This window comes from Streptomyces caniferus (assembly GCF_009811555.1).
Lineage (GTDB): Bacteria > Actinomycetota > Actinomycetes > Streptomycetales > Streptomycetaceae > Streptomyces > Streptomyces caniferus.
In genome coordinates this window covers 4,518,134-4,542,503 of sequence record NZ_BLIN01000005.1, presented here as the reverse complement: position 1 = coordinate 4,542,503, position 24,370 = coordinate 4,518,134, and the positions used below count along the sequence as shown (strand labels likewise).

The following is a 24,370-nucleotide window of genomic DNA, read 5'->3' as shown; positions in this document are numbered from 1 at the left end:
GTCAGGCGAGGTCGGCCTCCGCTATCGCCGCGGTGACGATCCGGTGGTCCTGTTCGGGGGCACCGCCGCCGAAGCCGATCGCGCCGATCAGCCGGCCGTCCCGGTGGAGCGGTACACCGCCCGCGAGGAAGAGCAGCGGCCGGTCCAACGCCGTGGGCAGGGTGTGGAAGAGCCCGTCGGGCCGTACGAGTTCGACCAGGTCGGCGGTCGGGGTGTCGAGCTGCAGTGCCGTGTACGCCTTGCGGGTGCTGGTCTCCCCTGAGATCAGCACGGCCGCGTCGTCCCGCCGGAAGCCGAGCAGATGACCGCCCGCATCCAGGACGGTGACACTGCCCCGCACACCGAGGCCCTCGGCGGCACGGACGGCGGCGTCGATGAGGCCCTCGGCGTCGCGCGTGGTGAGGGGACGGACAGTGGAGGCGGAGGTGGTCGTGGCAGAGGAGGTGGTGGCAGAGGAGGTGGTGGCAGAGGAGGTGGTGCTCATCAGGAGTCTTCCTTGGGGCTCAGTGGTGCCGGTGGTGCGTGTTCCGTCGGTCGTGCGTGCTGCTCCGGTGGGGTGCGCGTCGGTCCCTTGAGGGTCCTGGCGCAGGAGGTCCGGGGGCGGTACGCCCCGGTATCTCAGCCGTGCGCCGCCACTACGGGCTCGTCGGCAGGCGCGGATCCGCCTGCGGCCACCACGCGGCCGCGGCCTGTTTGACGACGCTCCAGAGCGGAGGCGAATATCGCCACCGCCAGCGCCGCGACGGTCATCAGCGCACCGACCCAGTTGGGCGCGGTGTAGCCGAGGCCGGCCGAGATGACGATCCCGCCGAGCCAAGCGGCCAGCGCATTGCCGAAGTTGAAGGCCGCGATATTGCCGGCCGAGGCGAGAGTGGGCGCCGAGGCCGCCTGGTCCATCACCCGCTTCTGCAGCGGAGGAACGGTGGCGAAGCCGAAGATGCCGATCAGCGCGATGGTGACGATGGCGGCGGTCTTGTTGTGTGCGGTGAAGGTGAACGCGGCCAGCGACAGCGCCAGACCGCTCATCGACACGAACAGCATCGGCATCATGGCGCGGTCGGTGAAGCGACCGGATATCAGGTTCCCGCCGACCATCCCGAGGCCGAAGACGGCCGTCAGCCAGATCACGGAGGACGGCGCGAAGCCGGTGACCTCGGTCATCATCGAGGCGAGGTAGGTGACGGCTGCGAAGACACCGCCGAAGCCCAGGATCGTCATCAGCATCGCCAGGCCGACCTGCGGGTTGCGGAACACCGCGAGTTCGCTGCCCAGAGGAGAGGCCGCCTTCGCCCGCTGCGCCGGGATCAGCTTGACGATGCCCAGCAGGCCGATCGCGCCGAGCACGGTGATGGCGTAGAAGGTGGTGCGCCAGTCGAACTGCTGGCTGAGCATGGTGCCGGCCGGTACGCCCACGACATTCGCGATGGTCAGACCGCTGAACATCAGCGAGATGGCGGTGGCGCGCTTCTCGGGCGCGACCAGGTCGGCGGCGACGAGTGCGCCGATGCCGAAGAACGCGCCGTGCGTGAACGCGGCCACGATCCGCCCGGCGAGCATGATCCAGAAGCTGGGGGCGACGGCCGTGAGCAGGTTGCCCACGATGAAGAGGCCCATCAGCAGCATCAGCATCTGCTTGCGGGTGAAGCGCGTGCCGACGGCGGTCATCAGGGGCGCTCCGATGACCACGCCGAGGGCGTAGACGGTGGTCGCGTATCCGGCGAGCGGGATGGAGACGCCGAAGCCTGCCGCCATGTCGGGCAGCAGGCCCATGACCGCGAACTCGGTCGTTCCGATCCCGAAGGCACCGATGGCGAGAGCCAGGAGTGCGAGAGGCATGACGGATCCCTTCAGGTGATTGCGTCCGTCTCTTATGAGCGTAGACAATAATTGCATACGCGGGTTATTTGCAAGCGCCGGATATTTCGCTGGTGCCCTATCCTGGATGGCGTGCCCATGAGGTGCGCCCATGAGGAGGTCGTCGATGACGCAGCAGACGCGGGAGATGCAGGAGAAGCAGGAGACGGTGGAGGCACCGGAGTCGGCTGAACCCGGCTGCCCGCCGGCGCCGACGCCTGGACTGGCACAGGGCTGGTGCGCGCTCTCCGCGCTGCACAGCCGCATCGAGTCCCACATCGAACGCGCCCTGCAGACGCACGAGCTCAGCGTCCGGGAGTTCTCGGTCCTCAATGTGCTCAGCGAGCAGCACGACGGCCCCGGCGGTCATCTGCGGATGCACCAGGTCGCGGACTCCGTCGTCCTCAGCCAGAGCGCCACGACCCGCCTGGTCACGCGGCTCGAGGAGCGGGGACTGCTCTCGCGCTACCTGTGCCCCACCGACCGGCGCGGCATCTACACCAACGTGACGCCCGACGGCCTCGCGCTCCTGGTGGAGGCCCGGCCCACCCACGACGGCGCGCTGCGCGAAGCCCTCCAGGACGCCGCACAGCGCCCCGAGCTGGCGCCGCTGGTCACCGCCGTCGAGACGCTCGTACCGCCGCAGTGACCTCGGCGGCGCAGGGACGGGCCGACCGTTGAAACGGGCGGCCCGGTGCCTGCCGCCCCCGCGATCACACGGCATAGGGTCGCGCCCATGAGCGATATCGAGATACGCCGCGCGACCGAGGCCGATCTGCCCGCCATCATCGCGATGCTCGCCGACGACCCGTTGGGCGCCGCCCGCGAATCACCGGACGACCTGGCTCCGTACCGCGCCGCGTTCGAGGCGCTGGCCAACGACCCGCAGCAGCACCAGATCGTCGCGGTCCGCGAGGGGCGGACGGTCGGCACGCTGCAGCTCACGGTCATCCCCGGCCTGTCCCGGCGCGGTGCCACCCGCGCGATCATCGAGGGGGTACGGGTCCACCGCGACGAACGCGGCAGCGGCCTCGGCACCCAGCTCATCGAGTGGGCGGTCGCGGAATCCCGCACGCTCGGCTGTCAGATGGTGCAGCTCACCTCGGACGCGACCCGCATCGACGCCCACCGCTTCTACGAGCGCCTCGGGTTCGAGGCCTCCCACCTGGGCTTCAAGCTCCAGCTGTGAGAAGCCCGACGGCTGATACGGCCTCGCCCGCTCACCTCTGCCGGGTCCGTGCCCGCTTCCGGTGGGCCTTCTGCCGGCAGGCACCGCCGCAGTAGCGCGCGGGCCGGCCCGTGCGCGCGGTCGCGACGGCCGCACCGCACACCTCGCACCGCGTTTCGTTACGGTTCCGGGCCTCAGTGGGAAGTTTCGTTACGAAGCGGTGCGGCCGCAGCGCATCGCACATCAGCGCTGTCATCCGGCCCTGCTCTCCCTCCTCCGCGCTGGCTCCCGCCCTGGCCCGTTCCATCGAAAGGCAGCCCACCAGCAGGGCCCTGAGGTCAGCTATCCCAACGTCCTGCCGTACGGCGCCTGCCTCTTGCGCCCTGCCGAGCAGGACCTCCAGCGCGTCGTCGAAGTCCTGGCCGACCCCCGGCGACGGCTCGAAGCGACCCGTGCCGGCCGCCTCCAACGCGTCACACAACGCCTTGTTGCGCGAGGCCAGCCGCACCACGGAGGAAAGGAAGCGAAAGAACACCGCGCCAGGGTCCGGCGTCTCGGCCAAGTCCCTTGCCGTGTCGGTGAAAAGCTCGATCCGTTCCACGACGGTTGCCCTGAACAGGGCGTCCTTGGAAGGAAAATGGCGATAGACAGTCCCCGCACCGACGCCCGCCCGCCGCGCGATCTCCCCGAGCGGGACCCCCAACCCCTCTTCCTCGAAGGCGAATCGAGCCGCCTGGAGTACCAGCGCCCGGTTGCGCCGCGCATCCGCACGGGAGCGCGTGACACCGCCCTCGATCACCGCCGGACCTCCTGAAAACGTCGACACCCGGTACGCGCCGCTCCGTCATACCAAACGGGTCGTGTGTTCCGATTCTATGGGAGGGTTCCAGCAAGATCGTTAGACGCCCCGGCGACGCGACGGCGGGGAAAAGAACCGGCCGGCGAGGTCGGCGGGAACAAGCGAGCCGAAAACATGGCCGGCCCTGCTGCGCCGAGGCGCCTGCGAGCACCGGCGTCCACGGCACCTTCCTTCCGCGTCCAGCCTGCCTCCGGGGTCCCGGGCACGCCACCGGACGACTCCTGACAGGCGACGGGCTAGATGACCGCCACCCGCAACGTCATCGTCGCTGCCGCCGCGCGCGTACGCGACTCGCCTCCCCCGCCATCTACCCTCCGCCGACGAGGACCAACTCCACTACGGATAAAGGAGGTTGGGGGCCATCGAGCCGACGAGGAGGACAACCACGGGCGGGGGTGTTTCACGTGAAACGACACTGCCTCCAGACACACGTGTGGGGCCGCGTTTCACGTGAAACGCGGCCCCACACGACCACTCGCCCTATGCCTGGGCGCCGGCTCGCCTCAGCGTGCAGCCACCGCGTCCCACGCCGCGTCCGCCGCCCGGGACGCGCCCTCAGCGTCCACGGACACACCCAGCGCACGCAGTCCACCGGCCAGCGCCGTCAGCGAGGCCGTGACCACCGCCCGGTCGGCGGCGCGGCCATAGTGATTCACCCGGATCATCTCCTTGGCCAGCGCCCCTGCCGCGGCCTGCACCGGCACCGCTGCATCCACCGTGAGTGCGGCGGCCACGATCTCCCGGGCATCTACTCCCTCCGGCGCACGGAGCGTCGTTGCGGCCGGCGCCGCGTCCTCGTCACGCACGACGTAGGGAGCGAGTCCGCCCAGCGCCCGCACACCGGCCCGGGTCGCCGCGGCCGCCGCCCGGTGCCGGGTGATGACGGCCTCCAGACCCTCGGCCTCGATACGGTCCGCGGCCTGTTCCAGCGCGAGCATCTCCAGTTGCGCCGGGGCGTGCGGCAGGGCCGTGCGTCCGCCGTCGATCCAGCGCTCCTTCCAGTCCAGCAACGAAAGGTACGAGCCCCGGGGCGCCTGCTCGTTGGCGGCGATCCGCTCCCACGCACGGGGGCTGACCGACGCCGCCGACACCCCGGCAGGCCCCGCCATGGCCTTCTGACCGCCGATCACGCACAGGTCCACGCCCCACTCGTCGGTGAGCAGCGGCTCGGCGCCCACCGAGGCGACCGCGTCCAGCATCAGCAGCGCGCCGTGCTCCCGCACCACCGCGCCGATCTCTGCGACGGGGTTGGTGTTGCCGGTGGCCGCCTCCGCGTGCACCAGGCTCACAAAGTCGATCTCGGGGTGCTCCTGCAAGGCCTCCGCCACCTGCCGCGGGTCGACCGCACCCGTGAACTGCGCCGTGATGGTGACCACCTGGGCTCCGCAGGAACGCAGCCAGCCGCCGAACGTCTCGCCGTACGGTCCGGTGATGATGTTGAGCGCGGTGCTGCCGGGCCGCACGGCCGAGCGGATGCAGGCCTCCAGCGGCAGCAGTGCCTCGCCCTGCATCGCCACCACATCGCAGCGGGTGCCCATCAGGGCGGCGACCTTGTCCTCGATCCGCGCGAAGTGAGCCGCGGTGAGCGGCGGCAGGTCGAGCAGATCCGGGGCGGCAGCGTTCGCGGTCGGGTCAGACACGGCAGTCACAGGGCCTTCCAGCGGTAGCGAGCCGACTCGGCGCGGCTCCTGACATCTGGTTCGACTGTACGTCCGCTCTCCGAGCCCTCGCCGTACGGGCCTCACACCCGCCAGCCCTCCGGATCCACCCCACCGGGCACCGGTTCCGACGGCGCATACGGCCCGCGGGTGAACACGAAGGTGCCGAGATCCAGATGCCTGACCGACCCGTCCCGCTCCCGCACCACGCGCAGCGTCTCGCCCGCGTAATAGCCGTCCAGTCCTGTCCAGGTGCCGTCCTTCTCGGCCCGGAACCGCGAGAGCCGCCCCGCCCCGGACAGCGGCGTGAGTTCCAGCTCCCGCCCGGCCCGCAACCGCAGTACGTGCGGGTTCGCTCCCCAGTACCAGGGCCCGGTCAGCCCCAGCAGTTCCGGATCCAGCGGCCCGGGCAGCGGACGCCAGGGCTCGGGGATCCGGGGCTCGTGCTCGCTCACGATCCCGGTGAGATCGGCGGCAAGGGCCGCTACCGCCGGGCCCGAGGTGCAGTTGGCGAGTACGACCCCGGCAACGTCCTCCTCGGGGTCGGTCCACAACGCCGCCAGAAAGCCGGGCATCGAACCGACATGCCCGGCCAGCAGCCGTCCTTCGCGTCGCATGAGCTGCACGCCCAGCCCGTACCCCGCCTCCCACGCCTTCCCCTCCGGCGGTACGGCAGGTGTCCGCATCTCCGCCAGGCTCGCCGCCCTCAGCACCCGCTCGTCGCCCCGCAGCAGGAACGCCGCCCACCGGCACAGGTCCCCGAGTGTCGACCACAACTGCCCCGCCGGGCCCATCAACCCGGTGTCCTCGGCCGGCTCGGGCAGCACGGCGTCGGCCCACGGGTGGACTGCCCAGCCACGCGCGTACGGTCCCTCCGGGTGCAGCGTCGTACGCCCCATGCCCAGCGGTTCCAGCACCTCGTTCCGCAGTGCCTCGTCCCACGGGGTACCGCCTCGCAGCCGTTCGACCAGCGCACCGAGCAGTGCATAGCCGGGGTTGGAGTAATGGTGGCGCCGCCCGGCGGGGAGCCGCCGCGGCCGCTCGCCGAAGAGGTCGGCCGGCTCGGGCCGCAGCGTTCCCGCGGTCCGCTCCCACCACGGGCCTCGTGCCTCGGCCGCCAGCCCCGAACTGTGCGCGAGCAGTTGCGCGATCGTCGCGTCCGGCACCGGAGTTCCGTCCAGATGCCTGCCGACGGGGTCCTCCAGGCTCAGCAGCCCCTCGTCCCGCAGCCGCAGTACCAGCACGGCGACAAAGGTCTTGGTGAGCGATCCGATCCGGTACTGCACATCGCCGTGCGGTACCTCCCCCTCCACCGAGCCCCGGCCGGCCGTCCACACCGCTCGGCCCCCGCGGACGACCGCACCCGTCATGGAGGGCGCCCGCCCCTCGGCCTGCCCGGCCGCCAGCCGGCGCAACAACGCCCGCCGCGTCTGAGGCAGCAGCTCCGCGAACTCTTCAGGCGTGGCGGCCACCTCCGGCACGGGGCCGGCCGGCCCCGGCGCGTGGGACTCCGTGGACTGTCCGATGGTCATGGCTGGCGCTCCTCAACAGCGGATCCGGTTCGGCCGGGCCCCATCCTCGCCGCATCGCCGCAGCGCTACCGCCCCGATCAACGCACCCAGTTCGGTCTGCTCCTCCTCCGGCAGCCAACGCACCGCACGCACCATGTGCAGCGCGCTCCACAGCCGTACGCGGTCCTCCTCCGTGCCGAGATATCCGAGGAACGCCGGGAGCGTCAGACCCAGCGCCTTGAGGCCGGCCGCGCGCACCACCGCGCCATCAACGCCCGCACCCATGGTGGAGCTTCGACCAACCTGAAGGTCAAAGCATGCGGCCCGCCCGCCGACCCGCCCCGCCCGGCACGTCGTCAGGCGGTCAGCGCCGCGACGTTCCGGAACGTCCGCCGGTACGTCTGCGGTGACACCCCCACCGCACCGTGCAGATGCTGGCGCAGGGAGGTGCCGGTGCCGAAGCCCGCGTGATGGGCGACGAGGTCGATGGACCAGTCCGTGGTCTCCAGCAGGTGCCGGGCGCGTTCGATGCGCTGGACGGCGAGCCACTGACCGGGGCTCATGCCGACCTCGTCACGAAAGCGACGGGTGAGGGTGCGCACGCTGACCCGGGCGTGGGAGGCGAGGGCATTCAGGGTGAGCGGTTCGCCGAGACGTTCCAGAGCCCATGCGCGCGTGGCTGCGGTCCCGCCGGCCGAGGCCTCGGGGACGGGCAGCCGGATGAACTGGGCCTGACCGCCGTCCCGCCAGGGCGGCACCACACACATACGGGCCACTTCGTTGGCGACGGCGCTGCCGTGGTCACGGCGCACGATGTGCACACACAGATCCACCCCGGCAGCCGCCCCCGCAGACGTGAGGACGTCGCCGTCGTCGACGAAGAGCACATTGGGGTCGACGCGGACCGTTGTGAAGAGGCGCTGCAGCTGTACGGCCTCCTTCCAGTGCGTGGTGGCCGGCCGGTGATCGAGCAGCCCGGCGGCGGCCAGGACGAACGAACCGGTGCAGATCGCCACCATACGGGTCCCGGGTCGTACGTACCCCAGCACCTTGCGCAGTTCCTCGGGCAGCAGGCCGTCCTCGGCGATCGTGCCCAGCGCATGGGACGGCGGGATGACGACGGTGTCCACGCTCGCGAGAACGGAGGCGTCCTCGGTGACCGCGATGTCGTAGTCGGCGTCGGCGCGCACCGGACGCCCGTCCGGACTGCAGGTGACCACGGAGTAGAGGGGTTCACCGGCGGCGCTCCGCGCGGCGCCGAAGATCCGCGCGGGGATCCCGAGCTCGAAGGGGACGACTCCGTCCAGGGCAAGTACTCCAACGCGATGCATGACCCGATTCTTTCAAACGTTGGCCATTAGGACACCGCTGCGCCCCAGCCCGCCACGCAAAGCTGGCAGCACCCCCGGGAAAGCGCCCCACCAACGGCGCGAAACTCCCGGTCACCGCCGTAGGCACTTGCACAAAGGAGACCCCATGTCCGAGACCCGGACCCCGCAGATGCGCGCCGTCAGCCAGGACACCGCCGGAGGACCCGACGTCCTCAAGATGATCACCACTGACCGGCCGGTGCCGGGCCCGACGGAGATCCTGGTCCGGGTGCACGCGGCGGGCGTCAATCCGACCGACTGGAAGAGCCGCTCCCAGGGCGAGTTCCTCACCGGCGCCAAGGCCCCGTTCACCCTGGGCTTCGACGTCTCGGGCGTGGTCGAGGCGGTCGGGCTCGGTGTGAGCCTGTTCGCGCCGGGCGACAAGGTCTTCGGCATGCCCCGCTTCCCGCACCCCGCCGGGGCCTACGCCGAGTACGTCACCGCCCCGGCGCGCCACTTCGCCCACCTTCCGGAGAGCCTGGACCACGTCCAGGGCGCCGCCCTCCCGCTGGCGTCGCTGACTGCCTGGCAGGCCCTGGTCGACACCGCGGACGTCCAGCCCGGCGCGCGGGTGCTGATCCACGCCGCGGCGGGCGGAGTCGGTCACCTGGCCGTGCAGATCGCCAAGTCCCGTGGCGCGTATGTCATCGGCACCGCCCGGCAGGCCAAGCACGACTTCCTGCACGGCCTGGGCGCCGATGAACTCGTCGACTACACCCAGCAGGACTTCGCGGAGACCGTACGGGACGTCGACGTCGTCCTCGACACCATCAGCGGCGACTACAGCGCCCGCTCACTGCGCACTCTGCGCCCCGGCGGCACGCTGGTGTCGATCCTGCCGCTGGACGAGTCCTTCCCGGCCGCGCAGGCGCGCGAGGCACGGATCCGTGCGGGATTCATGATCGTCGAGCCCGACCAGGCCGGACTGCGCGCCGTCGCCGACCTGGTGAACAGCGGAAAGCTGCAAGTCATCGTCGACACCGTGCTGCCTCTGGAGGAGGCCGCAAAGGCGCACACCCTCGGCGAGACCGGCCGCACCACCGGCAAGATCGTCCTGTCCGTCGCGCCCTGACGCGGTCGCCTGTGGGCAAGCCCACCACCAGCCGTACCCCTCGCCGTCGACAGCGCCGGCCGATGATCCTTCACCGGCCGGCGCGGAACCCCGAGGACCGATGGGGCTCACTGAGCGATGAGGAGGCCCTGAGGATCGACGGAAAACAGCACCTGGGGCGCGTCGAACTCGACGAGGCTGTCGATGCGGCGCATGCCGATGGCCTCCACGGCCGTCACGCCCCGACCTACGTCGGCGTAGAGCAGGCACGTCCGCTCGGGCCGCGACGCGTGGACATCGTGGCCCGGCATGGCGGCGGACCGGTACGTGCCGGAGTAGTGCTGCAGATGCAGGGAGCGCATGAACGCATGAACGCCAGCATGCCGACCGGCGGTTTGCTCTGACTTCAGCCGGGCTCAGCACCGCCGCTCGCGGGATGGTTCAGCACTCCCGAGCAGGCAAGGGTGCGGGCGCCGTGGCGGCAGGAGCACGACTCACGCCAGGGTGACGCTCATGCCGCCCTTGGCGAGGACGCCGAGGATCTCGGTGAACAGGTTGTAGGGCTGACCGTCCGAGGCCAGCCTCTCGGACAGGTGCACGCGTGCCGTCTCGGCGTCACGCCAGAGCAGGGTCGCGGGGGCGGTATAGCCAAAAGTGCCGCGCAGGCAGTCGTCGAGGGCTGCCAGGCAGCTCCCGAAGTAACCTCCCGGCCCGTTCACCGCCTCGCCGAGCGCCAGGTAGAGGCCCGGTTCGTCGATGATGTGCCGACCGTCGAGTTCGTAGGCATGTCCAGCCGGCCGGTCAGTGTGAGCGCGCCGGCAAGCCCGCTCGCGAAGGAGATCAAGCCAGGCTTCGCGGAGTCGGGTGTCGAGGCCGGCCCACGCGGCCGGGGTACCCGGCCGTCCCACAAGCCACCGCTCCCACACGGGCCGGGCGTAGTCGGGAACAGGCGTGAAGAGCTCCCCGTCGAGTGCCAGGTCGATGAGGTCCGTTCCGTAAGAAGACGGGCGCCAGCCGGTGACTCTGGCCCACAGCAGTCGGTCAGTAAGCGGCTCCCCTTGGTCGTCCCTGATCTCAAGGACGGCCTCCTCTAGATCCAGGGTCCGCCGGGTGCCCTTCTTCAGGGCCATCCGCAGTTGATCGCTCTGGGCAAGCCCCCGCAGGACGAGGGAGGACGACACCGGTGGGGGCGGCAGGATGCGCGTGAACGCCCGGCACGAGCCCAGCCATCGGCAACCGTCATGTACTCGGACCGGGCCGGCATGGCCTTCGGGCGGGCCTTCGTCATCGTCCGTACCGGTGAGAACGAGGCTGCCTGCCCGGAGGCGCCCCACGCTCTCCGTGTCCTCCAGCAGCCAAGGCTCGTGTGTCTCGTCTTCCGGCACCAACCACACCCGACTGCCGACCCAGCCGCTTACCGCGGCGCCTTCATCGACCCAGCCGAACAGTTCATACATCCCACGTCGGGCGTCCCCGAAGAGTCCCTCCGCCTCGGCGCAGGCGCCCCATGCCTGGCCGTGATCCGTCTCGGCGAGCGTGTACCGCATTTGCCCGTAGTCGCCCTCGTCCCCCTGCACGGAGGGCATCATGCCTCTACCGGCCTTTCGCGACATAGCACTTTTCCCGCAGTAGTTCTTCGCCGCAGGTGCCGAGAGCTGCCGGAGTGCTGTCGGCCGGCCGAGAGAGGCGGACATCGACAGGCAGCAAAGAGTGAGCTGGCGAAGTCTGAGCCGCTACGGCAGAGACTCAGGTCTGCGCCATGTCCACGAAGCGTGAGTAGTGGCCCTGGAACGCGACCGTGATCGTCGCCGTGGGGCCGTTACGGTGCTTCGCCACGATCAGGTCGGCCTCGCCGGCGCGCGGGGACTCCTTCTCGTAGGCGTCCTCGCGGTGCAGCAGGATGACCATGTCGGCGTCCTGCTCGATCGAACCCGATTCACGAAGGTCGGAGACCATCGGCTTCTTGTCCGTGCGCTGCTCGGGGCCACGGTTCAGCTGGGAGAGCGCGATGACCGGGAGCTCCAGCTCCTTCGCCAGCAGCTTGAGGTTTCGGGACATGTCCGAGACCTCCTGCTGACGGCTCTCGGCGCGCTTCGAGCCGCCGGACTGCATCAGCTGGAGGTAGTCGATGACCACCAGCTTCAGTTCGTTGCGCTGCTTGAGCCGGCGGCACTTCGCGCGGATCTCCATCATCGACAGGTTCGGCGAGTCGTCGATGTACAGCGGCGCGGCGGAGACGTCCGGCATGCGGCGGGCCAGCCGCGTCCAGTCCTCGTCCGTCATGCTGCCGGAGCGCATGTGGTGCAGCGCCACCCGTGCCTCGGCGGACAGCAGACGCATCGCGATCTCGTTGCGTCCCATTTCCAGCGAGAAGATCACGCTCGGCAGATTGCTCTTGATCGAGCAGGCCCGCGCGAAGTCCAGCGCCAAAGTCGACTTACCCATGGCGGGACGGGCCGCGATCACGATCATCTGGCCGGGGTGCAGGCCGTTCGTCAGGGAGTCCAGGTCGGTGAAGCCCGTCGGCACGCCCGTCATCTGGCCCTGGCGCGAGCCGATCGCCTCGATCTCGTCGAGGGCGCCCTCCATGATGTCGCCGAGCGGAAGGTAGTCCTCACTGGTCCGCTGCTCGGTGACGGCGTAGATCTCCGCCTGGGCACTGTTGACGATCTCGTCGACATCGCCGTCCGCGGCGTACCCCATCTGCGTAATACGGGTGCCGGCCTCGACCAGCCGGCGCAGCACCGCCCGCTCATGGACGATCTCGGCGTAGTACTCGGCGTTCGCGGCGGTCGGTACGGACTGGACCAGGGTGTGCAGATACGAGGCGCCGCCAACCCGCGCGATCTCGCCGCGCTTGGTCAGCTCCGCGGCGATGGTGATCGGGTCGGCGGGCTCCCCCTTGGCGTACAGATCGAGGATCGCCTGGAAGACCAGCTCATGGGCGGGACGGTAGAAGTCCTCGCCCTTGAGGACCTCGACGACATCCGCGATCGCGTCCTTGGACAGCAGCATGCCGCCGAGCACGGACTGCTCGGCGTCCAGGTCCTGCGGGGGGACGCGCTCGAAACCGCCGGACCAGGAGCCGCCGTCGTCGTCGCGTTCCTGACGGTCGCCGCGGCCGCGTCCCTTGCCCTCGCCCCGCCGGGAGCGGGCGGCCGGCAGCAGGTCGCTGGGACCGGAGTCCGCCCAGGGGTCTTCCATGGGCTCGGGAATGCTCACCCGGCACCTCCTCCCGTCCGCGGCGCGGACCTTGCTGTGCTGTTCTTTCTTACGGCACAGCTCTGACAATCGATACGCCCGACTCCGGTTACGGCGCGTCGAGTTCGGACGATTTCTCAAGCCGGAACAGGCGGCGGGTGCCGGACCACGGTAGGCCCGTGGGCACCGTCCGCCAATCTGGTTATCCACAGGCCATGTGGATGACTGGCCTACAGCTGTGGAGAAGTCCCCGGATCCTGTGCACGGCACGGGGGAAACTTCTGTGGACAAGCACACAATCACCTCACCCGCACCCTCCTGACCTGCAGCTTTCTCATCCATAGGCTGTGGGGAAGAAAAACTTCCACCCACGGTTCAAGATCACGACAAACGGCGCAGGGAAGGCACCTCCGTAGAGCGGAAAGTAAGGACTGCAAGGGGTTTGCATCTCTTACCTGTGGACGATTACATTGAGCGCATGACCCAGGCTCCCGCGACACCGCGGCGCACCGACCGCCGCCATGACCGCGAGATCATCGCCCTCGCCCTGCCCGCATTCGGCGCCCTGGTCGCGGAACCTCTCTTCGTCATGGTCGACAGCGCCGTCATCGGCCACCTCGGCACCCCGCAGCTCGCCGGCCTCGGCGTCGCCGCCGCCCTGCTCACCACCGCCGTCTCCGTCTTCGTCTTCCTCGCCTACGCCACCACCGCGGCGGTCGCCCGCAGGGTCGGCGCCGGCGACCTTCCCGCCGCCATCCGGCAGGGCATGGACGGCATCTGGCTCGCCCTGCTGCTCGGCGCCGCCGTCATCGCGGCCGTGCTGCCCACGGCGCCCTGGCTCGTCGAGGCCTTCGGAGCCTCCGCCACCGCCGCGCCGCACGCGACGACGTATCTGCGCATCAGCGCCCTCGGCATCCCCGCGATGCTCGTCGTGCTGGCCGCCACCGGCGTGCTCCGCGGTCTCCAGGACACCCGGACCCCGCTCTACGTCGCCATCGGCGGCTTCTCCGCCAACGCCGCACTCAACGTCTGCCTGGTCTACGGCGCCGGGCTCGGCATCGCGGGCTCCGCCTGGGGCACGGTCATCGCCCAGTGCGGCATGGCCGCCGTCTACCTCGCCGTGGTCGTCCGCGGCGCTCGCCGGCACGGCGCCTCACTGCGCCCCGATGCCGCGGGCATCCGCGCCTCGGCCCAGGCCGGCGTCCCGCTGCTGGTCCGTACGCTCTCGCTGCGCGCTGTGCTGATGATCGCCACCGCCGTCGCCGCCCGGCTCGGCGACGCCGAGGTCGCCGCCCACCAGATCGTGCTCACGCTGTGGTCCCTGCTGGCCTTCGCGCTGGACGCCATCGCCATCGCCGGGCAGGCCATCATAGGCCGCTACCTCGGTGCCGAGGACCGCGACGGTGCCAGGGCCGCCTGCCGTCGCATGGTCCAGTGGGGCATCGCCTCCGGCCTGGTCCTCGGCGTGCTGGTCGCGCTCGCCCGCCCCCTGTTCATCCCCCTGTTCACCTCGGACCCCGCCGTGCAGGGCCCGCTGCTGAGCACGCTCCTGGTCGTGGCCGTGACCCAGCCGGTCTCCGGCGTCGTCTTCATCCTCGACGGCGTGCTGATGGGCGCGGGGGACGGCCCGTATCTCGCCCGGGCCATGGTGGTGACGCTGGCGCTGTTCGCCCCGGCCGCACTGGCCGTACCCGTCTTCGGCGGCGGACTGGCGGCGCTGTGGTGGGCCATGGCCCTCATGATGACCGTCCGCATGCTGACTCTGTGGCTGCGCACTCGCTCCGGCCGGTGGATTGTGACCGGAGCCTCGCGCTGAAGCATCTCCCGCAAACACTCAGCGCGTGTCAATAATGACCGTGTGCGCTCGCTTGCCAGTAAGTCCGTGCTGCCCCTGACGTTCATCGTCATCGTGGCTGCTGCCGTGGTGGGCTATGCCTCCGAGGAAGCCGATACGAGCAGCGACCGCGTCAGCGGTCACAGCAGCTTCGGCAAGTCCGGCGAGGCCGGCCAAGATCCCCAGGACCAGGATCCCGCCGCGACGGCCCCGGCCGACGACGGCAGCGCGTACACCCCGCGCAGAACCGAGCAGAACGCCCGGGTCGGGGCGGTCTTCGAGAAGGACGACTCCGGCGACCACTTCTGCACGGCGAGCGTGGTCCAGAGCCCGGGCCGGAACATGCTCATCACCGCGGCGCACTGTGCCTTCGACGCGGACGCCGGGACGACCGTGGACGATCTGGTCTTTGCCCCCGACTACCGCGACAAGGACGAGCCCACCGGCCTCTGGAAGGTCAAGAAGGTGATCGTCGACGACCGCTGGGCCAAGTCGCAGGACGAGGATCTCGACGTCGCCTTCCTCGTGGTCGACAAGAAGAAGGGCAAGGAGATCCAGGACGTCCTGGGCGGCAACACCCTCGGCATCGACCGTGGCTTCCACAACGAGGTCAAGATCACGGGCTATCCGACCAGCCGTGACACCCCGATCTCCTGCCAGAACCGCACCACGAAGTACAGCGACACCCAGCTGCGTATCCAGTGCACCGACTTCGAAGGCGGGACGAGCGGCAGCCCCTGGCTGGCCGACTACGACCCCAAGAGCCACACCGGCACGGTCATCGGCGTCCTCGGCGGCCATGAAGGCGGCGGCGACGAAGACGACGTGTCCTACGCCGCGTACTTCGACGACGACATCGCCAAGCTCTACCGGCGCGCCCAGGACGAGGACTGACAGCGGGCCGCCGGCGCCCCGAACACGGCGAAGGGCCGCACCCCGGTGACGGGATGCGGCCCTTCGGCGTGGTGCGGCAATTACGCGGCGACGACCTCGACGCCGAGCTTCGCAACGACCTCGGCGTGCAGACGCACGGAGATCTGGTGCGCGCCCAGGGTCTTGATCGGCGAACCGAGCTCGACGCGACGCTTGTCGACGTCCGGGCCACCGGCAGCCTTGATCGCCGAGGCGACGTCGGCCGGGGTGACGGAGCCGAACAGGCGGCCCGCGTCGCCGGCGCGAACGGCCAGCTTCACGTTGACGCCCTCGAGCCGGCCCTTGATCTCGTTGGCCTGCTCGATCGTGGCGATCTCGCGGATCTTGCGACCGCGGCGGATCTGCTCGACGTCCTTCTCGCCACCCTTGGTCCAGCGGATCGCGAAACCACGCGGGACCAGGTAGTTACGGGCGTACCCGTCCTTGACGTCAACGACGTCGCCGGCGGTGCCGAGGCCGGAGACCTCGTGGGTGAGGATGATCTTCATGATTCGGTCACCCTTCCCTTATCGCGCGGTGGACGTGTAGGGCAGCAGCGCCATCTCACGGCTGTTCTTCACGGCCGTGGCGACGTCACGCTGGTGCTGAGTGCAGTTGCCGGTGACCCGGCGGGCACGGATCTTGCCGCGGTCGGAGATGAACTTCCGCAGCAGGTTCGTGTCCTTGTAGTCGACGTAGGAGATCTTCTCCTTGCAGAACACGCAAACCTTCTTCTTAGGCTTGCGAGCAGGCGGCTTCGCCATTATCTCTCTCCAATGAGTTCAAGAAGTTTGTGCTGACGCCCTCAAGGCCCCTGGTCGCCTCACGACGCTGTTTCACGTGAAACAGCACGGAGTCGAGCCAGCTGTACGGACCTAGAAGGGCGGCTCGTCCGAGTAGCCACCGCCGGAGCTACCGCCCCAGCCACCGCCGCCACCCTGCTGGCCACCGCCGGCAGGACCGTTGGTCGCCCACGGGTCGTCGGCGGGAGCACCGCCGCCGCCCTGCTGGCCGCCGCCGGGGCCGCCGCCCCAGCCGCCGCCACCCTGGCCGCCGCCCTGCTGGCCGCCGCCGAAGCCGCCGCCGCCCTGGCCACCGCGACCGCTGGTCTTGGTGATCTTGGCCGTGGCGTTCTTCAGGCTCGCGCCGACTTCCTCGACGTCGAGCTCGTAGACCGTGCGCTTCACGCCCTCGCGGTCCTCGTACGACCGCTGCTTGAGGCGGCCCTGGACGACCACGCGGGTACCCCGCGTCAGGGACTCGGCGACGTTCTCCGCCGCCTGACGCCACACCGAGCAGGTCAGGAACAGGCTCTCGCCGTCCTTCCACTCATTGGTCTGGCGGTCGAAAGTGCGGGGAGTGGACGCGACGCGGAACTTCGCGACCGCCGCACCGGACGGGGTGAAGCGCAGCTCGGGGTCGTCGACAAGATTGCCGACGACCGTGATGACGGTCTCGCCTGCCATTAGGGGAACCTCTCGGCGGGTGTGCTGCTGGCTGCTGGTGTTGCTGCTACTCGGACCCGGTTACCGCTGGACGCTTGCGCGCTCAGTGGGTCTCGGGACGAAGGACCTTGGTCCGGAGGACCGACTCATTCAGGTTCATCTGACGGTCGAGCTCCTTGACGACCGCAGGCTCGGCCTGCAGGTCGATGACCGAGTAGATGCCCTCGGGCTTCTTCTTGATCTCGTAAGAGAGACGACGACGGCCCCAGGTGTCGACCTTCTCGACCTTTCCGTTGCCCTCACGGACGACGGAGAGGAAGTTCTCGATCAGCGGGGAGACAGCGCGCTCCTCGAGATCGGGGTCGAGGATGACCATCACCTCGTAGTGACGCATGTAGAACCCACCTCCTTTGGACTCAGCGGCCACGGTCGTTCCGTGGCAGGAGGGTCGTATGCGTTCCGCACCGCTTCCGTCCGGTCATCCGGACAGACATAGGCGCAGACCGTACAGAGTACCTGCCTGAAGCCTTCCGGTTGAAATCCGCCCGCTGCACCCCTCAATCTGGAACACAACGGGTGTGAGCGGCGTTACAGTGCGCCGCCCTGTCATCGGAGGTGCCGCATGGCACAGGCAGCACGGACCCAGCGCAGTCTGCTCTCGCTTCTCAACAGCGACGGCAAGAGCCATCCCGTCGAGAACACCATCGCCATCGTGACCGTGGTCCTCGGCGCGATCGCCATCTTCACCACGCTCTCTCCCCGCCTGCACCTGGTCAGCTCCTGGGTCGGCCTGATCGGCATCGGCACCGGCCTGTGGGGACAATTCATCTCGTCGACAACAGGTGAACGCTTCCTGTTGATCATCGGCCTCGGGGCATCGGCCGTCGGCTTCTACCTCGGCCTGGCTCACGGCGGCCTCTTCGGCGGCGTGATCGGTTAACCGATACGGCATACGGGGCCTCGGCCCGTATGGCCCAGACGGGGCGCTCCACGGTCACAGTAGGCTTCGGCGCGAGAGCCGGAGCCCCGACCATGGGGACACACCTGCCGAGGAGCGCCCCGCATGAGCCTGACCCTGAGGACCATCAGCCGAGAGCAGCATCTGGCATATATCCAGAGTCTGCCCGCGGCCAGCCACATGCAGGTTCCTGCCTGGGCAGACGTCAAGGCCGAATGGCGTTCGGAGAGCCTGGGCTGGTTCGACGCGAGCGGCGAGCTGGTCGGCGCGGGCCTGGTGCTCTACCGCCAGCTGCCCAAGATCAAGCGTTACCTCGCCTATCTCCCCGAAGGCCCGGTCATCAACTGGTTCTCGCCGAACCTCGAGGACTGGCTGCAGCCGATGCTCGGCCACCTCAAGCAGAAGGGCGCCTTCTCCGTAAAGATGGGCCCGCCGGTGATCATCCGCCGCTGGGACTCCGCCGCGATCAAGTCCGGCATCCAGAACCCGGACGTCAAGCGGCTGCGGGACGTCGAGGCGACCCACATCGAGCCACGCGCCTTCGAGGTGGCCGACCGGCTGCGGCGCATGGGCTGGCAGCAGGGCGAGGACGGCGGCGCCGGCTTCGGCGATGTGCAGCCCCGCTATGTCTTCCAGGTGCCGCTGGCCAACCGCTCGCTGGAGGAGGTCCACAAGGGCTTCAACCAGCTGTGGCGCCGCAACATCAAGAAGGCCGAGAAGGCCGGCGTCGAGGTCGTCCAGGGCAGCTACGAGGAGCTGGCCGAATGGCAGCGTCTCTACGAGATCACCGCGGAGCGGGACCGCTTCCGGCCGCGGCCGCTGGGCTACTTCCAGCGCATGTGGACGGCCCTCAACTCCGAGGACCCCAACCGCATGCGGCTCTACTTCGCCCGCCACGAGGGCGAGAACGTCGCGGCGGCCACGATGCTGATCGTCGGTGGCCACGTCTGGTACTCCTACGGCGCCTCCGCCAACCACAAGCGCGAGGTCCGGCCGTCGAACGCGATGCAGTGGAAGATGCTGCAGGACTCCTACGCGCTCGGCGCTTCGGTCTACGACCTCCGCGGCATCAGCGACTCCCTGGACGAGAACGACCATCTCTTCGGCCTGATCCAGTTCAAGGTCGGCACGGGTGGGCAGGCAGCGGAGTACCTCGGAGAGTGGGACTTCCCGCTCAACAAGCTGCTCCACAAGGCGCTCGACATGTATATGTCGCGCCGCTGACCGCTTCACCGCACCGTCCGTACTCCTGACACACCCCAGCCACGAGAAAGGTTCCGGGCCCGGCCATGGCGCTCACCCTCTACGTCGACACCGCGCGCTGGCGGGCGCATCAGCAGAGCGTTCTCCAGCAGTTCCCCGGGCTGGTCCCGGTCTGCAAAGGCAATGGATACGGCTTCGGCCATGAGCGCCTCGCCGACGAGGCGACCCGCCTGGGCGCCGACATCCTCGCGGTCGGCACGACCTACGAAGCGGCCCGTATCAAGGACTTCTTCAGCGGCGACCTGCTCGTCCTGACGCCGTTCCGCCACGGCGAGGAGCCGGTGCCGCTGCCCGACCGGGCGATCCGCTCGGTCTCCTCGGTCGAGGGCGTGGGCGGCCTGGTCGGCGCCCGCGTCGTCATCGAGGTCATGAGCAGCATGAAGCGCCATGGCGTCAAGCCCGAGGATCTGCCCAAGCTGGCCGCGGCCATCGAGGACGTCCGGCTCGAGGGCTTCGCGTTGCACCTGCCGCTCGACCGCGCCGACGGGTCCGACGCGGTCGAGGAGGTCATCGGCTGGATGGACCGGCTCCGCGCCGCCCGCCTCCCGCTGCACACCATGTTCGTCAGCCACCTCAAGGCGGATGAACTCGCCCGGCTCCAGCAGCAGTTCCCCCAGACGCGGTTCCGCGCGCGGATCGGTACGCGGCTGTGGCTGGGCGACCACGAGGCCACCGAGTACCGCGGCTCGGTGCTCGACGTGACCCGGGTCGCCAAGGGCGAGCGTTTCGGCTACCGCCAGCAGAAGGCGGCCTCCGACGGCTACCTGGTCGTGGTGGCCGGCGGCACCTCGCACGGTGTCGGCCTGGAGTCGCCCAAGGCGCTGCACGGAGTGATGCCGCGCGCCAAGGGCGTGGCCCGGGCCGGTCTGGCAACCGTCAACCGCAACCTCGCGCCCTATGTGTGGGCCGGCAAGCAGCGCTGGTTCGCGGAGCCGCCGCACATGCAGGTGTCGATCCTGTTCGTGCCGAGCGACGCACCGCAGCCGCAGGTCGGGGAGGAACTGGTGGCCCACCTGCGGCACACCACCACACAGTTCGACCGCATCATGGACCGCTGAGGCGGTAGGCCTCAGCTCGGAACACACCAGGGCCCGGTGCCGCAGACGTTCTCTGCGGCACCGGGCCCGAGGCAGGGAGGGCCGGTGTCGCCCTATTCCTGTACGGCGCCCCAGCGCACCTGTGGCGCCCCCTCGAACTGCACCGCGTGCCGGGGGCGGTGGTGGGCCCGGCCGAGCACGAACACATCGGCGCTGCGGTCCAGGACTCCGCCCGACGGGTCGTCGTCCCCATCCCTGCGGACCACATCGCGCTCCGGCAGCAGAATGTCCCGGACGACCACGGCACACAGGTAGAGGGTGCCCAGGAGGTGCAGCACGATGGCCAGCTGGTAGCCCTCCGGCGGCAGACCTTGGTGCTTGTCGCCATTACCGGTGTAGGCGAGGTACGTCCAGATGCCCAGGAAGTACATGACCTCGCAGGCCTGCCAGATCAGGAAGTCCCGCCAGCGCGGCCGGGCCAGCACGGCAAGTGGGGTCAGCCACAGGACGTACTGCGGCGAGTAGACCTTGTTGGTGAGGATGAACAGGGCGACGACGAGGAACGCCAGCTGCGCGAAGCGGGGCCGGCGCGGCGCGTAGAGGGTCAGCAGGCCGATGGCGCCACAGCCCAGGATCATCAACAGCGTGGCATAGGTATTGGCGTTCTCCAGGGGGTTACCGGTCCGCTGCGAGATCAGGAGCCAGAGCGAACCGAAGTCGATGGGCCGCTCCTGGCTGAAGGTGTAGAACTTCGCCCAGCCCTCCCGGATGTGGAATCCCGCGCCATCGTGCGTGATCATCACCGGCAGGTTGACCACCAGCCAGGAGGCGACGGCACCGGTCAGCGCCCTTCCGTACGCGCGCCAGGCTCCCGCGCGCCAGCACAGCACCAGCAGCGGGCCCAGCAACAGCACCGGGTACAGCTTCGCCGCGGTGGCCAGCCCGATGAGGACACCGGCCGCCAGCGGGCGGCTGCGCGCCCACATCAGCATCCCTGCGGCGGTCAGGGCGACCGCCAGCAGGTCCCAGTTGATGGTGGCGGTGAGGGCGGCGGCGGGCGCCAGGGCGACGAGGAGGCCGTCCCAGGGGCGCCGCCGGTGGGTGCGGGTCACACACACCGCGAGGACCGCGGCACAGATCATCAGCATGCCGGCATTGACCAGCCAGTAGATCTGTTCGCGGTACTGGATTCCCCCACCGTGCGGCGTCACCCAGGAGGCGACCTCCATGAAGACACCGGTGAGCACGGGGTACTCGAGATACTCCATATCGCCGGGCAACCGGTCGAAATACGGGATCAGGCCATCGGCGAAGCCCCGTCCCGCGTAGAGATGGGGGATATCCGAGTAGCAGGCGTGGGTGTACTGGCTCGTGGCACCGAAGAACCAGCCACCGTTGTAGCAGGGCAATTTCTGCACCATGCCCAGCGCGAACATGCCGATGGCGACGAGCGCGATGACCCGCACCGGCGTCAGCCAGCTGGTCCCGAGCAGTGCGCGTCGGCCGATCGGCCCGCCGATCAGCTCGCTGCCGGCCGCCGCCACCTCGTCCCGCCTCGTCGGCCGTACCGACTCGTCCCGTCGCACGCTCGTCATGGGCTCATCCTGCCGTACGACCCTGTGCAGGAGACGGCGAAGCCCCCGCCCGGATTGACCGGGCGAGGGCTTCGTGGCTCCGTGTTTCACGTGAAACGTTCAGCGTTTCACGTGAAACGGTGCGCTAGCCGTTAGGGCCGCCGAACAGGCCTCCACCACCATTGGCGTCCGTCGGGTCAGGCGTCGGACTCGTGCCTCCGGTGTCACCGCCGGGTCCACCGGGTCCGCCCGGTCCCCCACCGTTGGCCCCGCCGTTACCGGTACCACCGCTGTTCCTGCAGTTGACGTCCCAGGGGGAACAGGTATCTGTCGGGGTCGGGCTGGGAGAGTCCGACGGGGAAGCAGAGTCGCTGGGAGTCCCCGAAGGGGTCTCCGACGGCGTGTCCGACGGCGTGGGAGTCGGCGTCGGCGTCGGCATACCGGGCTCGTCCACCTGTCGCCCGATGGGCGTAGCAGCCGGGAAGGGCTCCGGCGTGGCGCCGTTCATCGCCTTCAGCATGTACTCGGTCCATACCTCGGTGGGCAGTGCGCCACCGTGGATCGAGTCGAAACCACCGACACCGTTCATGGACAGCTGACGCGGATTCTGTGCGTCCTCACGGAACATGGTGACGGCCGTCGAAAGCTGCTTGGTGTAGCCGACGAACCAGGCCGACTTGTTCTCGTCGGTGGTACCGGTCTTGCCCGCCGCCGGCATGTTCAGCCGACGGGCCAGCTTGCCCGTGCCGTTCTTGATGACGTTCTCCAGCACCTTGGTGACGTTGTTGGCGATGTTGGAATCCATCGCCGTCTCCTGCTTGGGCTTGTCGAAGCCCGGCAGGTCGCCCCCCTCGTACGTCACCTTGGTCACCGAGTACGGCTCCACCTTCGTTCCCGACTGGGCGAACGTCGCATAGGCATCGGCCATCCGGATCGCGCTCGGTGTGGAGGTACCCAGCGCAAAGGACGGGTTCAGGTTCTTGTCGAAGCTGGCGTCCGCGATGCCCGCGGCATGCGCCATTTCCCGGACCCTCTTCATCCCGACGTCCATGCCGAGCTGCACGAAGGGCGTGTTGACGGACTGTTCCATCGCCTTGGTCAAGGGGATGTAGCCCCAGGGGTGGTTGCTCTCGTTCTCCTGATAGAAGGGCGAGTTGTCCCGCTTCTGGACATAGCTGCCGTCGGCGTTCTTCACCTTCAGGTGGTCATCGCCGTTGTAGAGGCTGGCCGGCGAGATCGGCCCGCCGCTCTGGGCTGTTCCGTACTTCATCGCCGCTGCGAGCACGAACGGCTTCCAGGTCGAGCCGACCGGCACACCGAAGGTGTCGGCGTTGTTGCTGAAGTGCCCCTTGTCGTACCCCTCGCCGCCGTACAGGGCGACGATCTTGCCGTCTCCCGGCACCACGGAGGCACCACCGAACTGGACGTATTTGTCCTTCGCGCGCTTCTTCGGGTCGATATACCGCTTGTCGACCTTCTTGACCGCGTTCTCGAGCGCCGTGGTCTTCTTCGCGTCGAAGGTCGTCCGGATCGTGTAGCCGCCCTTGTCGAACTGGGCCTCACTGACATCCGCGTGCTTCAGCACGTACTTCTTCGCGGTGTCCATCATGTAGCCGATCTGGCCGCTCTTGCTGGCCACCGGCTTCGGCAGATGCGGTGTGGGGAAATGTCCTCGGTACTTGTTCCGGTCCGCCTTCGACAGGAGGTGGTTCTCGACCTCACGGTCGAGGATCCAGGACCACCGCGCCTTGGCCCGTGCGGTGTTCGCCGCCCGCGTGGCCCCCGGGCTGGTACCGCCCGCGGGGTCGTACAGGTCGGCGCCCTTGAGCACGGTGGCCAGGAAGGCGCTCTGGTTCGCATTCAGCTTGGCGGCGTCCACGCCGTAGTACGCCTGAGCCGCTGCCTGGATCCCGTAGGCCCCGCGACCGTAGTAGCTGGTGTTCAGGTATCCCTGAAGAATCTCGTTCTTGTTCTTCGACCAGCCGACCTTGATCGCGATGAACAGTTCCTTGAACTTGCGGTCAAGGGTCTGCTGCTGGCTCAGCATCGCGTTCTTCACATACTGCTGGGTAATGGTCGAGCCGCCCTGGGTCTCGCCGCCCTTGGCCATGTTGAACACCGCACGTGCGATGCCCATGGGGTCCACGCCCGAGTCCGTCCGGAACGATGCGTTCTCCGCGGCGATCGCCGCATTCTGCATCGAGGTCGGAATCTCGTCGATCGTGACGTTCTGCCGGTTCGTCTCACCGTCGCGCGCCATGACCTTGCCATTGGCCCAGAGGTAGACGTTGTTCTGCGATTTGGCGGCCAGGCTCTCGTCCGGAACCTGTACCAAGGCCAACGCGACGCCGGAGGCACCCACGACCAGCCCTATGAATCCGACGGACAGCGTCGCGACCTGCTTCCAGGACGGCACGAAGCGCCGCCACCCGGTGCGATGGGCACGCGGGTAGTCGATCAGACGCTTCTTGGCGGGCTCGCCGCCGCCACCGCGGCCGCGGCCACGGCCTCCCTCGGGGCCACCACCACCGCCGCCGCCACGCCGGCCGCCACCACGGCCGCCGGCACCGTCACCGGCAGCCATCGCGGAGGCATCGGTCGCCCGTCGGCGGCCGCTGCGCTGGGCAGCTCTGCGTGCCTCGGCACGCCCTCCCTGCCGCGGCTCCTGACCGCTC

General features: G+C 69.2%; 25 protein-coding genes. 8 read left to right on the top strand and 17 right to left on the bottom strand.

Annotated features, from left to right (window positions below; all coding sequences use genetic code 11):
* Position 1 precedes the first annotated feature (1 nt).
* Both Scani_RS36425 and Scani_RS36420 read right to left on the bottom strand, forming a co-directional pair.
* Entirely contained in the window at positions 2-484 is a 483-nt protein-coding gene (locus Scani_RS36425; RefSeq protein WP_159481933.1) for a GlcG/HbpS family heme-binding protein, read from the bottom strand.
* 134 nt (positions 485-618) lie between these two features.
* Complete coding sequence (locus Scani_RS36420) at positions 619-1,836, bottom strand: MFS transporter (protein WP_159481932.1); 1,218 nt, start codon at positions 1,834-1,836, stop codon at positions 619-621.
* Positions 1,837-2,002: 166 nt separating this feature from the next.
* Between Scani_RS36420 and Scani_RS36415 the strand changes: the two genes are divergently transcribed.
* Together Scani_RS36415 and Scani_RS36410 are read left to right on the top strand one after the other, a co-directional pair.
* Complete coding sequence (locus tag Scani_RS36415) at positions 2,003-2,503, top strand: MarR family winged helix-turn-helix transcriptional regulator (RefSeq protein WP_371872446.1); 501 nt, start codon at positions 2,003-2,005, stop codon at positions 2,501-2,503.
* Between the two features lie 87 nt (positions 2,504-2,590).
* Positions 2,591-3,043, top strand: coding sequence for a GNAT family N-acetyltransferase (locus tag Scani_RS36410; RefSeq protein ID WP_159481931.1), 453 nt, complete (start codon positions 2,591-2,593; stop codon positions 3,041-3,043).
* Between the two features lie 31 nt (positions 3,044-3,074).
* Here the strand turns inward: Scani_RS36410 and Scani_RS36405 are convergent, their stop codons facing one another.
* From Scani_RS36405 to Scani_RS36385, 5 genes are all read right to left on the bottom strand, one after another.
* Positions 3,075-3,821: a TetR/AcrR family transcriptional regulator gene (locus tag Scani_RS36405; protein ID WP_159481930.1), complete on the bottom strand. Its 747-nt coding sequence runs from the start codon at positions 3,819-3,821 to the stop codon at positions 3,075-3,077.
* A gap of 563 nt (positions 3,822-4,384) precedes the next feature.
* The gene (locus tag Scani_RS36400) at positions 4,385-5,521 is read right to left on the bottom strand and encodes a pyridoxal-phosphate-dependent aminotransferase family protein (RefSeq protein WP_371872445.1); all 1,137 of its coding nucleotides are present in this window, start codon (positions 5,519-5,521) and stop codon (positions 4,385-4,387) included.
* 101 nt (positions 5,522-5,622) lie between these two features.
* Positions 5,623-7,071 carry a serine hydrolase domain-containing protein gene (locus Scani_RS36395; protein WP_159481928.1) on the bottom strand — a complete coding sequence of 483 codons (1,449 nt, stop codon included), beginning with the start codon at positions 7,069-7,071 and terminating at the stop codon, positions 5,623-5,625.
* 12 nt (positions 7,072-7,083) lie between these two features.
* Entirely contained in the window at positions 7,084-7,335 is a 252-nt protein-coding gene (locus tag Scani_RS36390; protein ID WP_174872799.1) for a hypothetical protein, read from the bottom strand.
* Between the two features lie 71 nt (positions 7,336-7,406).
* On the bottom strand, positions 7,407-8,381 hold the full coding sequence (locus Scani_RS36385; RefSeq protein ID WP_159481927.1) for a GlxA family transcriptional regulator: 975 nt from the start codon (positions 8,379-8,381) through the stop codon (positions 7,407-7,409).
* A gap of 145 nt (positions 8,382-8,526) precedes the next feature.
* On the opposite strand from Scani_RS36385, the gene Scani_RS36380 reads away from it, so the two are divergent.
* Positions 8,527-9,492: an NADP-dependent oxidoreductase gene (locus Scani_RS36380; protein WP_159481926.1), complete on the top strand. Its 966-nt coding sequence runs from the start codon at positions 8,527-8,529 to the stop codon at positions 9,490-9,492.
* A 107-nt stretch (positions 9,493-9,599) separates the two neighbouring features.
* On the opposite strand, the gene Scani_RS36375 is transcribed toward Scani_RS36380, so the two are convergent.
* The 3 genes from Scani_RS36375 to dnaB all read right to left on the bottom strand — a co-directional run bounded on the left by Scani_RS36375 (position 9,600) and on the right by dnaB (position 12,675).
* Positions 9,600-9,833, bottom strand: coding sequence for a hypothetical protein (locus Scani_RS36375; protein WP_159481925.1), 234 nt, complete (start codon positions 9,831-9,833; stop codon positions 9,600-9,602).
* A gap of 132 nt (positions 9,834-9,965) precedes the next feature.
* Positions 9,966-11,060: a barstar family protein gene (locus tag Scani_RS36370; protein WP_159481924.1), complete on the bottom strand. Its 1,095-nt coding sequence runs from the start codon at positions 11,058-11,060 to the stop codon at positions 9,966-9,968.
* A gap of 157 nt (positions 11,061-11,217) precedes the next feature.
* Positions 11,218-12,675 (bottom strand): replicative DNA helicase, encoded by a 1,458-nt coding sequence (dnaB, locus tag Scani_RS36365; RefSeq protein WP_174872843.1) that lies wholly within the window; start codon positions 12,673-12,675, stop codon positions 11,218-11,220.
* Between the two features lie 475 nt (positions 12,676-13,150).
* On the opposite strand from dnaB, the gene Scani_RS36360 reads away from it, so the two are divergent.
* A complete protein-coding gene (locus tag Scani_RS36360) occupies positions 13,151-14,488 on the top strand; it encodes an MATE family efflux transporter (RefSeq protein WP_159481922.1) in 1,338 nt (445 codons plus the stop codon).
* 42 nt (positions 14,489-14,530) lie between these two features.
* Positions 14,531-15,400, top strand: coding sequence for a trypsin-like serine peptidase (locus Scani_RS36355; RefSeq protein ID WP_159481921.1), 870 nt, complete (start codon positions 14,531-14,533; stop codon positions 15,398-15,400).
* An 80-nt stretch (positions 15,401-15,480) separates the two neighbouring features.
* On the opposite strand, the gene rplI is transcribed toward Scani_RS36355, so the two are convergent.
* The 4 genes from rplI to rpsF form a co-directional block, all read right to left on the bottom strand.
* Positions 15,481-15,927 (bottom strand): 50S ribosomal protein L9, encoded by a 447-nt coding sequence (rplI, locus tag Scani_RS36350; RefSeq protein WP_159481920.1) that lies wholly within the window; start codon positions 15,925-15,927, stop codon positions 15,481-15,483.
* A gap of 18 nt (positions 15,928-15,945) precedes the next feature.
* On the bottom strand, positions 15,946-16,182 hold the full coding sequence (gene rpsR, locus Scani_RS36345; RefSeq protein ID WP_003978893.1) for a 30S ribosomal protein S18: 237 nt from the start codon (positions 16,180-16,182) through the stop codon (positions 15,946-15,948).
* A gap of 111 nt (positions 16,183-16,293) precedes the next feature.
* Complete coding sequence (locus Scani_RS36340; protein WP_088798859.1) at positions 16,294-16,884, bottom strand: single-stranded DNA-binding protein; 591 nt, start codon at positions 16,882-16,884, stop codon at positions 16,294-16,296.
* An 82-nt stretch (positions 16,885-16,966) separates the two neighbouring features.
* Positions 16,967-17,257: a 30S ribosomal protein S6 gene (rpsF, locus tag Scani_RS36335; protein WP_006604399.1), complete on the bottom strand. Its 291-nt coding sequence runs from the start codon at positions 17,255-17,257 to the stop codon at positions 16,967-16,969.
* Positions 17,258-17,485: 228 nt separating this feature from the next.
* Between rpsF and Scani_RS36330 the strand changes: the two genes are divergently transcribed.
* From Scani_RS36330 to Scani_RS36320, 3 genes are all read left to right on the top strand, one after another.
* Positions 17,486-17,803 carry a hypothetical protein gene (locus tag Scani_RS36330; RefSeq protein ID WP_159481919.1) on the top strand — a complete coding sequence of 106 codons (318 nt, stop codon included), beginning with the start codon at positions 17,486-17,488 and terminating at the stop codon, positions 17,801-17,803.
* Between the two features lie 123 nt (positions 17,804-17,926).
* On the top strand, positions 17,927-19,045 hold the full coding sequence (locus tag Scani_RS36325) for a lipid II:glycine glycyltransferase FemX (protein ID WP_159481918.1): 1,119 nt from the start codon (positions 17,927-17,929) through the stop codon (positions 19,043-19,045).
* 65 nt (positions 19,046-19,110) lie between these two features.
* Complete coding sequence (locus tag Scani_RS36320; RefSeq protein ID WP_159481917.1) at positions 19,111-20,142, top strand: alanine racemase; 1,032 nt, start codon at positions 19,111-19,113, stop codon at positions 20,140-20,142.
* Positions 20,143-20,234: 92 nt separating this feature from the next.
* Here the strand turns inward: Scani_RS36320 and Scani_RS36315 are convergent, their stop codons facing one another.
* The 3 genes from Scani_RS36315 to Scani_RS40155 all read right to left on the bottom strand — a co-directional run bounded on the left by Scani_RS36315 (position 20,235) and on the right by Scani_RS40155 (position 24,341).
* Positions 20,235-21,716, bottom strand: coding sequence for a glycosyltransferase family 87 protein (locus tag Scani_RS36315; RefSeq protein ID WP_159481916.1), 1,482 nt, complete (start codon positions 21,714-21,716; stop codon positions 20,235-20,237).
* A 124-nt stretch (positions 21,717-21,840) separates the two neighbouring features.
* A complete protein-coding gene (locus tag Scani_RS36310) occupies positions 21,841-24,111 on the bottom strand; it encodes a transglycosylase domain-containing protein (protein ID WP_159482577.1) in 2,271 nt (756 codons plus the stop codon).
* Between the two features lie 41 nt (positions 24,112-24,152).
* On the bottom strand, positions 24,153-24,341 hold the full coding sequence (locus Scani_RS40155; protein WP_167538109.1) for a hypothetical protein: 189 nt from the start codon (positions 24,339-24,341) through the stop codon (positions 24,153-24,155).
* Positions 24,342-24,370 lie beyond the last annotated feature (29 nt).

Coding starts and splice junctions, on each gene's coding strand:
- Scani_RS36425 (WP_159481933.1), bottom strand. CDS start 484: ATGAGCACCACCTCCTCTGCCACCACCTCCTCTGCCACCACCTCCTCT.
- Scani_RS36420 (WP_159481932.1), bottom strand. CDS start 1,836: ATGCCTCTCGCACTCCTGGCTCTCGCCATCGGTGCCTTCGGGATCGGA.
- Scani_RS36415 (WP_371872446.1), top strand. CDS start 2,003: ATGCAGGAGAAGCAGGAGACGGTGGAGGCACCGGAGTCGGCTGAACCC.
- Scani_RS36410 (WP_159481931.1), top strand. CDS start 2,591: ATGAGCGATATCGAGATACGCCGCGCGACCGAGGCCGATCTGCCCGCC.
- Scani_RS36395 (WP_159481928.1), bottom strand. CDS start 7,071: ATGACCATCGGACAGTCCACGGAGTCCCACGCGCCGGGGCCGGCCGGC.
- Scani_RS36390 (WP_174872799.1), bottom strand. CDS start 7,335: ATGGGTGCGGGCGTTGATGGCGCGGTGGTGCGCGCGGCCGGCCTCAAG.
- Scani_RS36385 (WP_159481927.1), bottom strand. CDS start 8,381: ATGCATCGCGTTGGAGTACTTGCCCTGGACGGAGTCGTCCCCTTCGAG.
- Scani_RS36380 (WP_159481926.1), top strand. CDS start 8,527: ATGTCCGAGACCCGGACCCCGCAGATGCGCGCCGTCAGCCAGGACACC.
- Scani_RS36375 (WP_159481925.1), bottom strand. CDS start 9,833: ATGCGCTCCCTGCATCTGCAGCACTACTCCGGCACGTACCGGTCCGCC.
- Scani_RS36370 (WP_159481924.1), bottom strand. CDS start 11,060: ATGATGCCCTCCGTGCAGGGGGACGAGGGCGACTACGGGCAAATGCGG.
- dnaB (WP_174872843.1), bottom strand. CDS start 12,675: ATGGAAGACCCCTGGGCGGACTCCGGTCCCAGCGACCTGCTGCCGGCC.
- Scani_RS36360 (WP_159481922.1), top strand. CDS start 13,151: ATGACCCAGGCTCCCGCGACACCGCGGCGCACCGACCGCCGCCATGAC.
- rplI (WP_159481920.1), bottom strand. CDS start 15,927: ATGAAGATCATCCTCACCCACGAGGTCTCCGGCCTCGGCACCGCCGGC.
- rpsR (WP_003978893.1), bottom strand. CDS start 16,182: ATGGCGAAGCCGCCTGCTCGCAAGCCTAAGAAGAAGGTTTGCGTGTTC.
- Scani_RS36340 (WP_088798859.1), bottom strand. CDS start 16,884: ATGGCAGGCGAGACCGTCATCACGGTCGTCGGCAATCTTGTCGACGAC.
- rpsF (WP_006604399.1), bottom strand. CDS start 17,257: ATGCGTCACTACGAGGTGATGGTCATCCTCGACCCCGATCTCGAGGAG.
- Scani_RS36330 (WP_159481919.1), top strand. CDS start 17,486: ATGGCACAGGCAGCACGGACCCAGCGCAGTCTGCTCTCGCTTCTCAAC.
- Scani_RS36325 (WP_159481918.1), top strand. CDS start 17,927: ATGAGCCTGACCCTGAGGACCATCAGCCGAGAGCAGCATCTGGCATAT.
- Scani_RS36320 (WP_159481917.1), top strand. CDS start 19,111: ATGGCGCTCACCCTCTACGTCGACACCGCGCGCTGGCGGGCGCATCAG.
- Scani_RS36315 (WP_159481916.1), bottom strand. CDS start 21,716: ATGACGAGCGTGCGACGGGACGAGTCGGTACGGCCGACGAGGCGGGAC.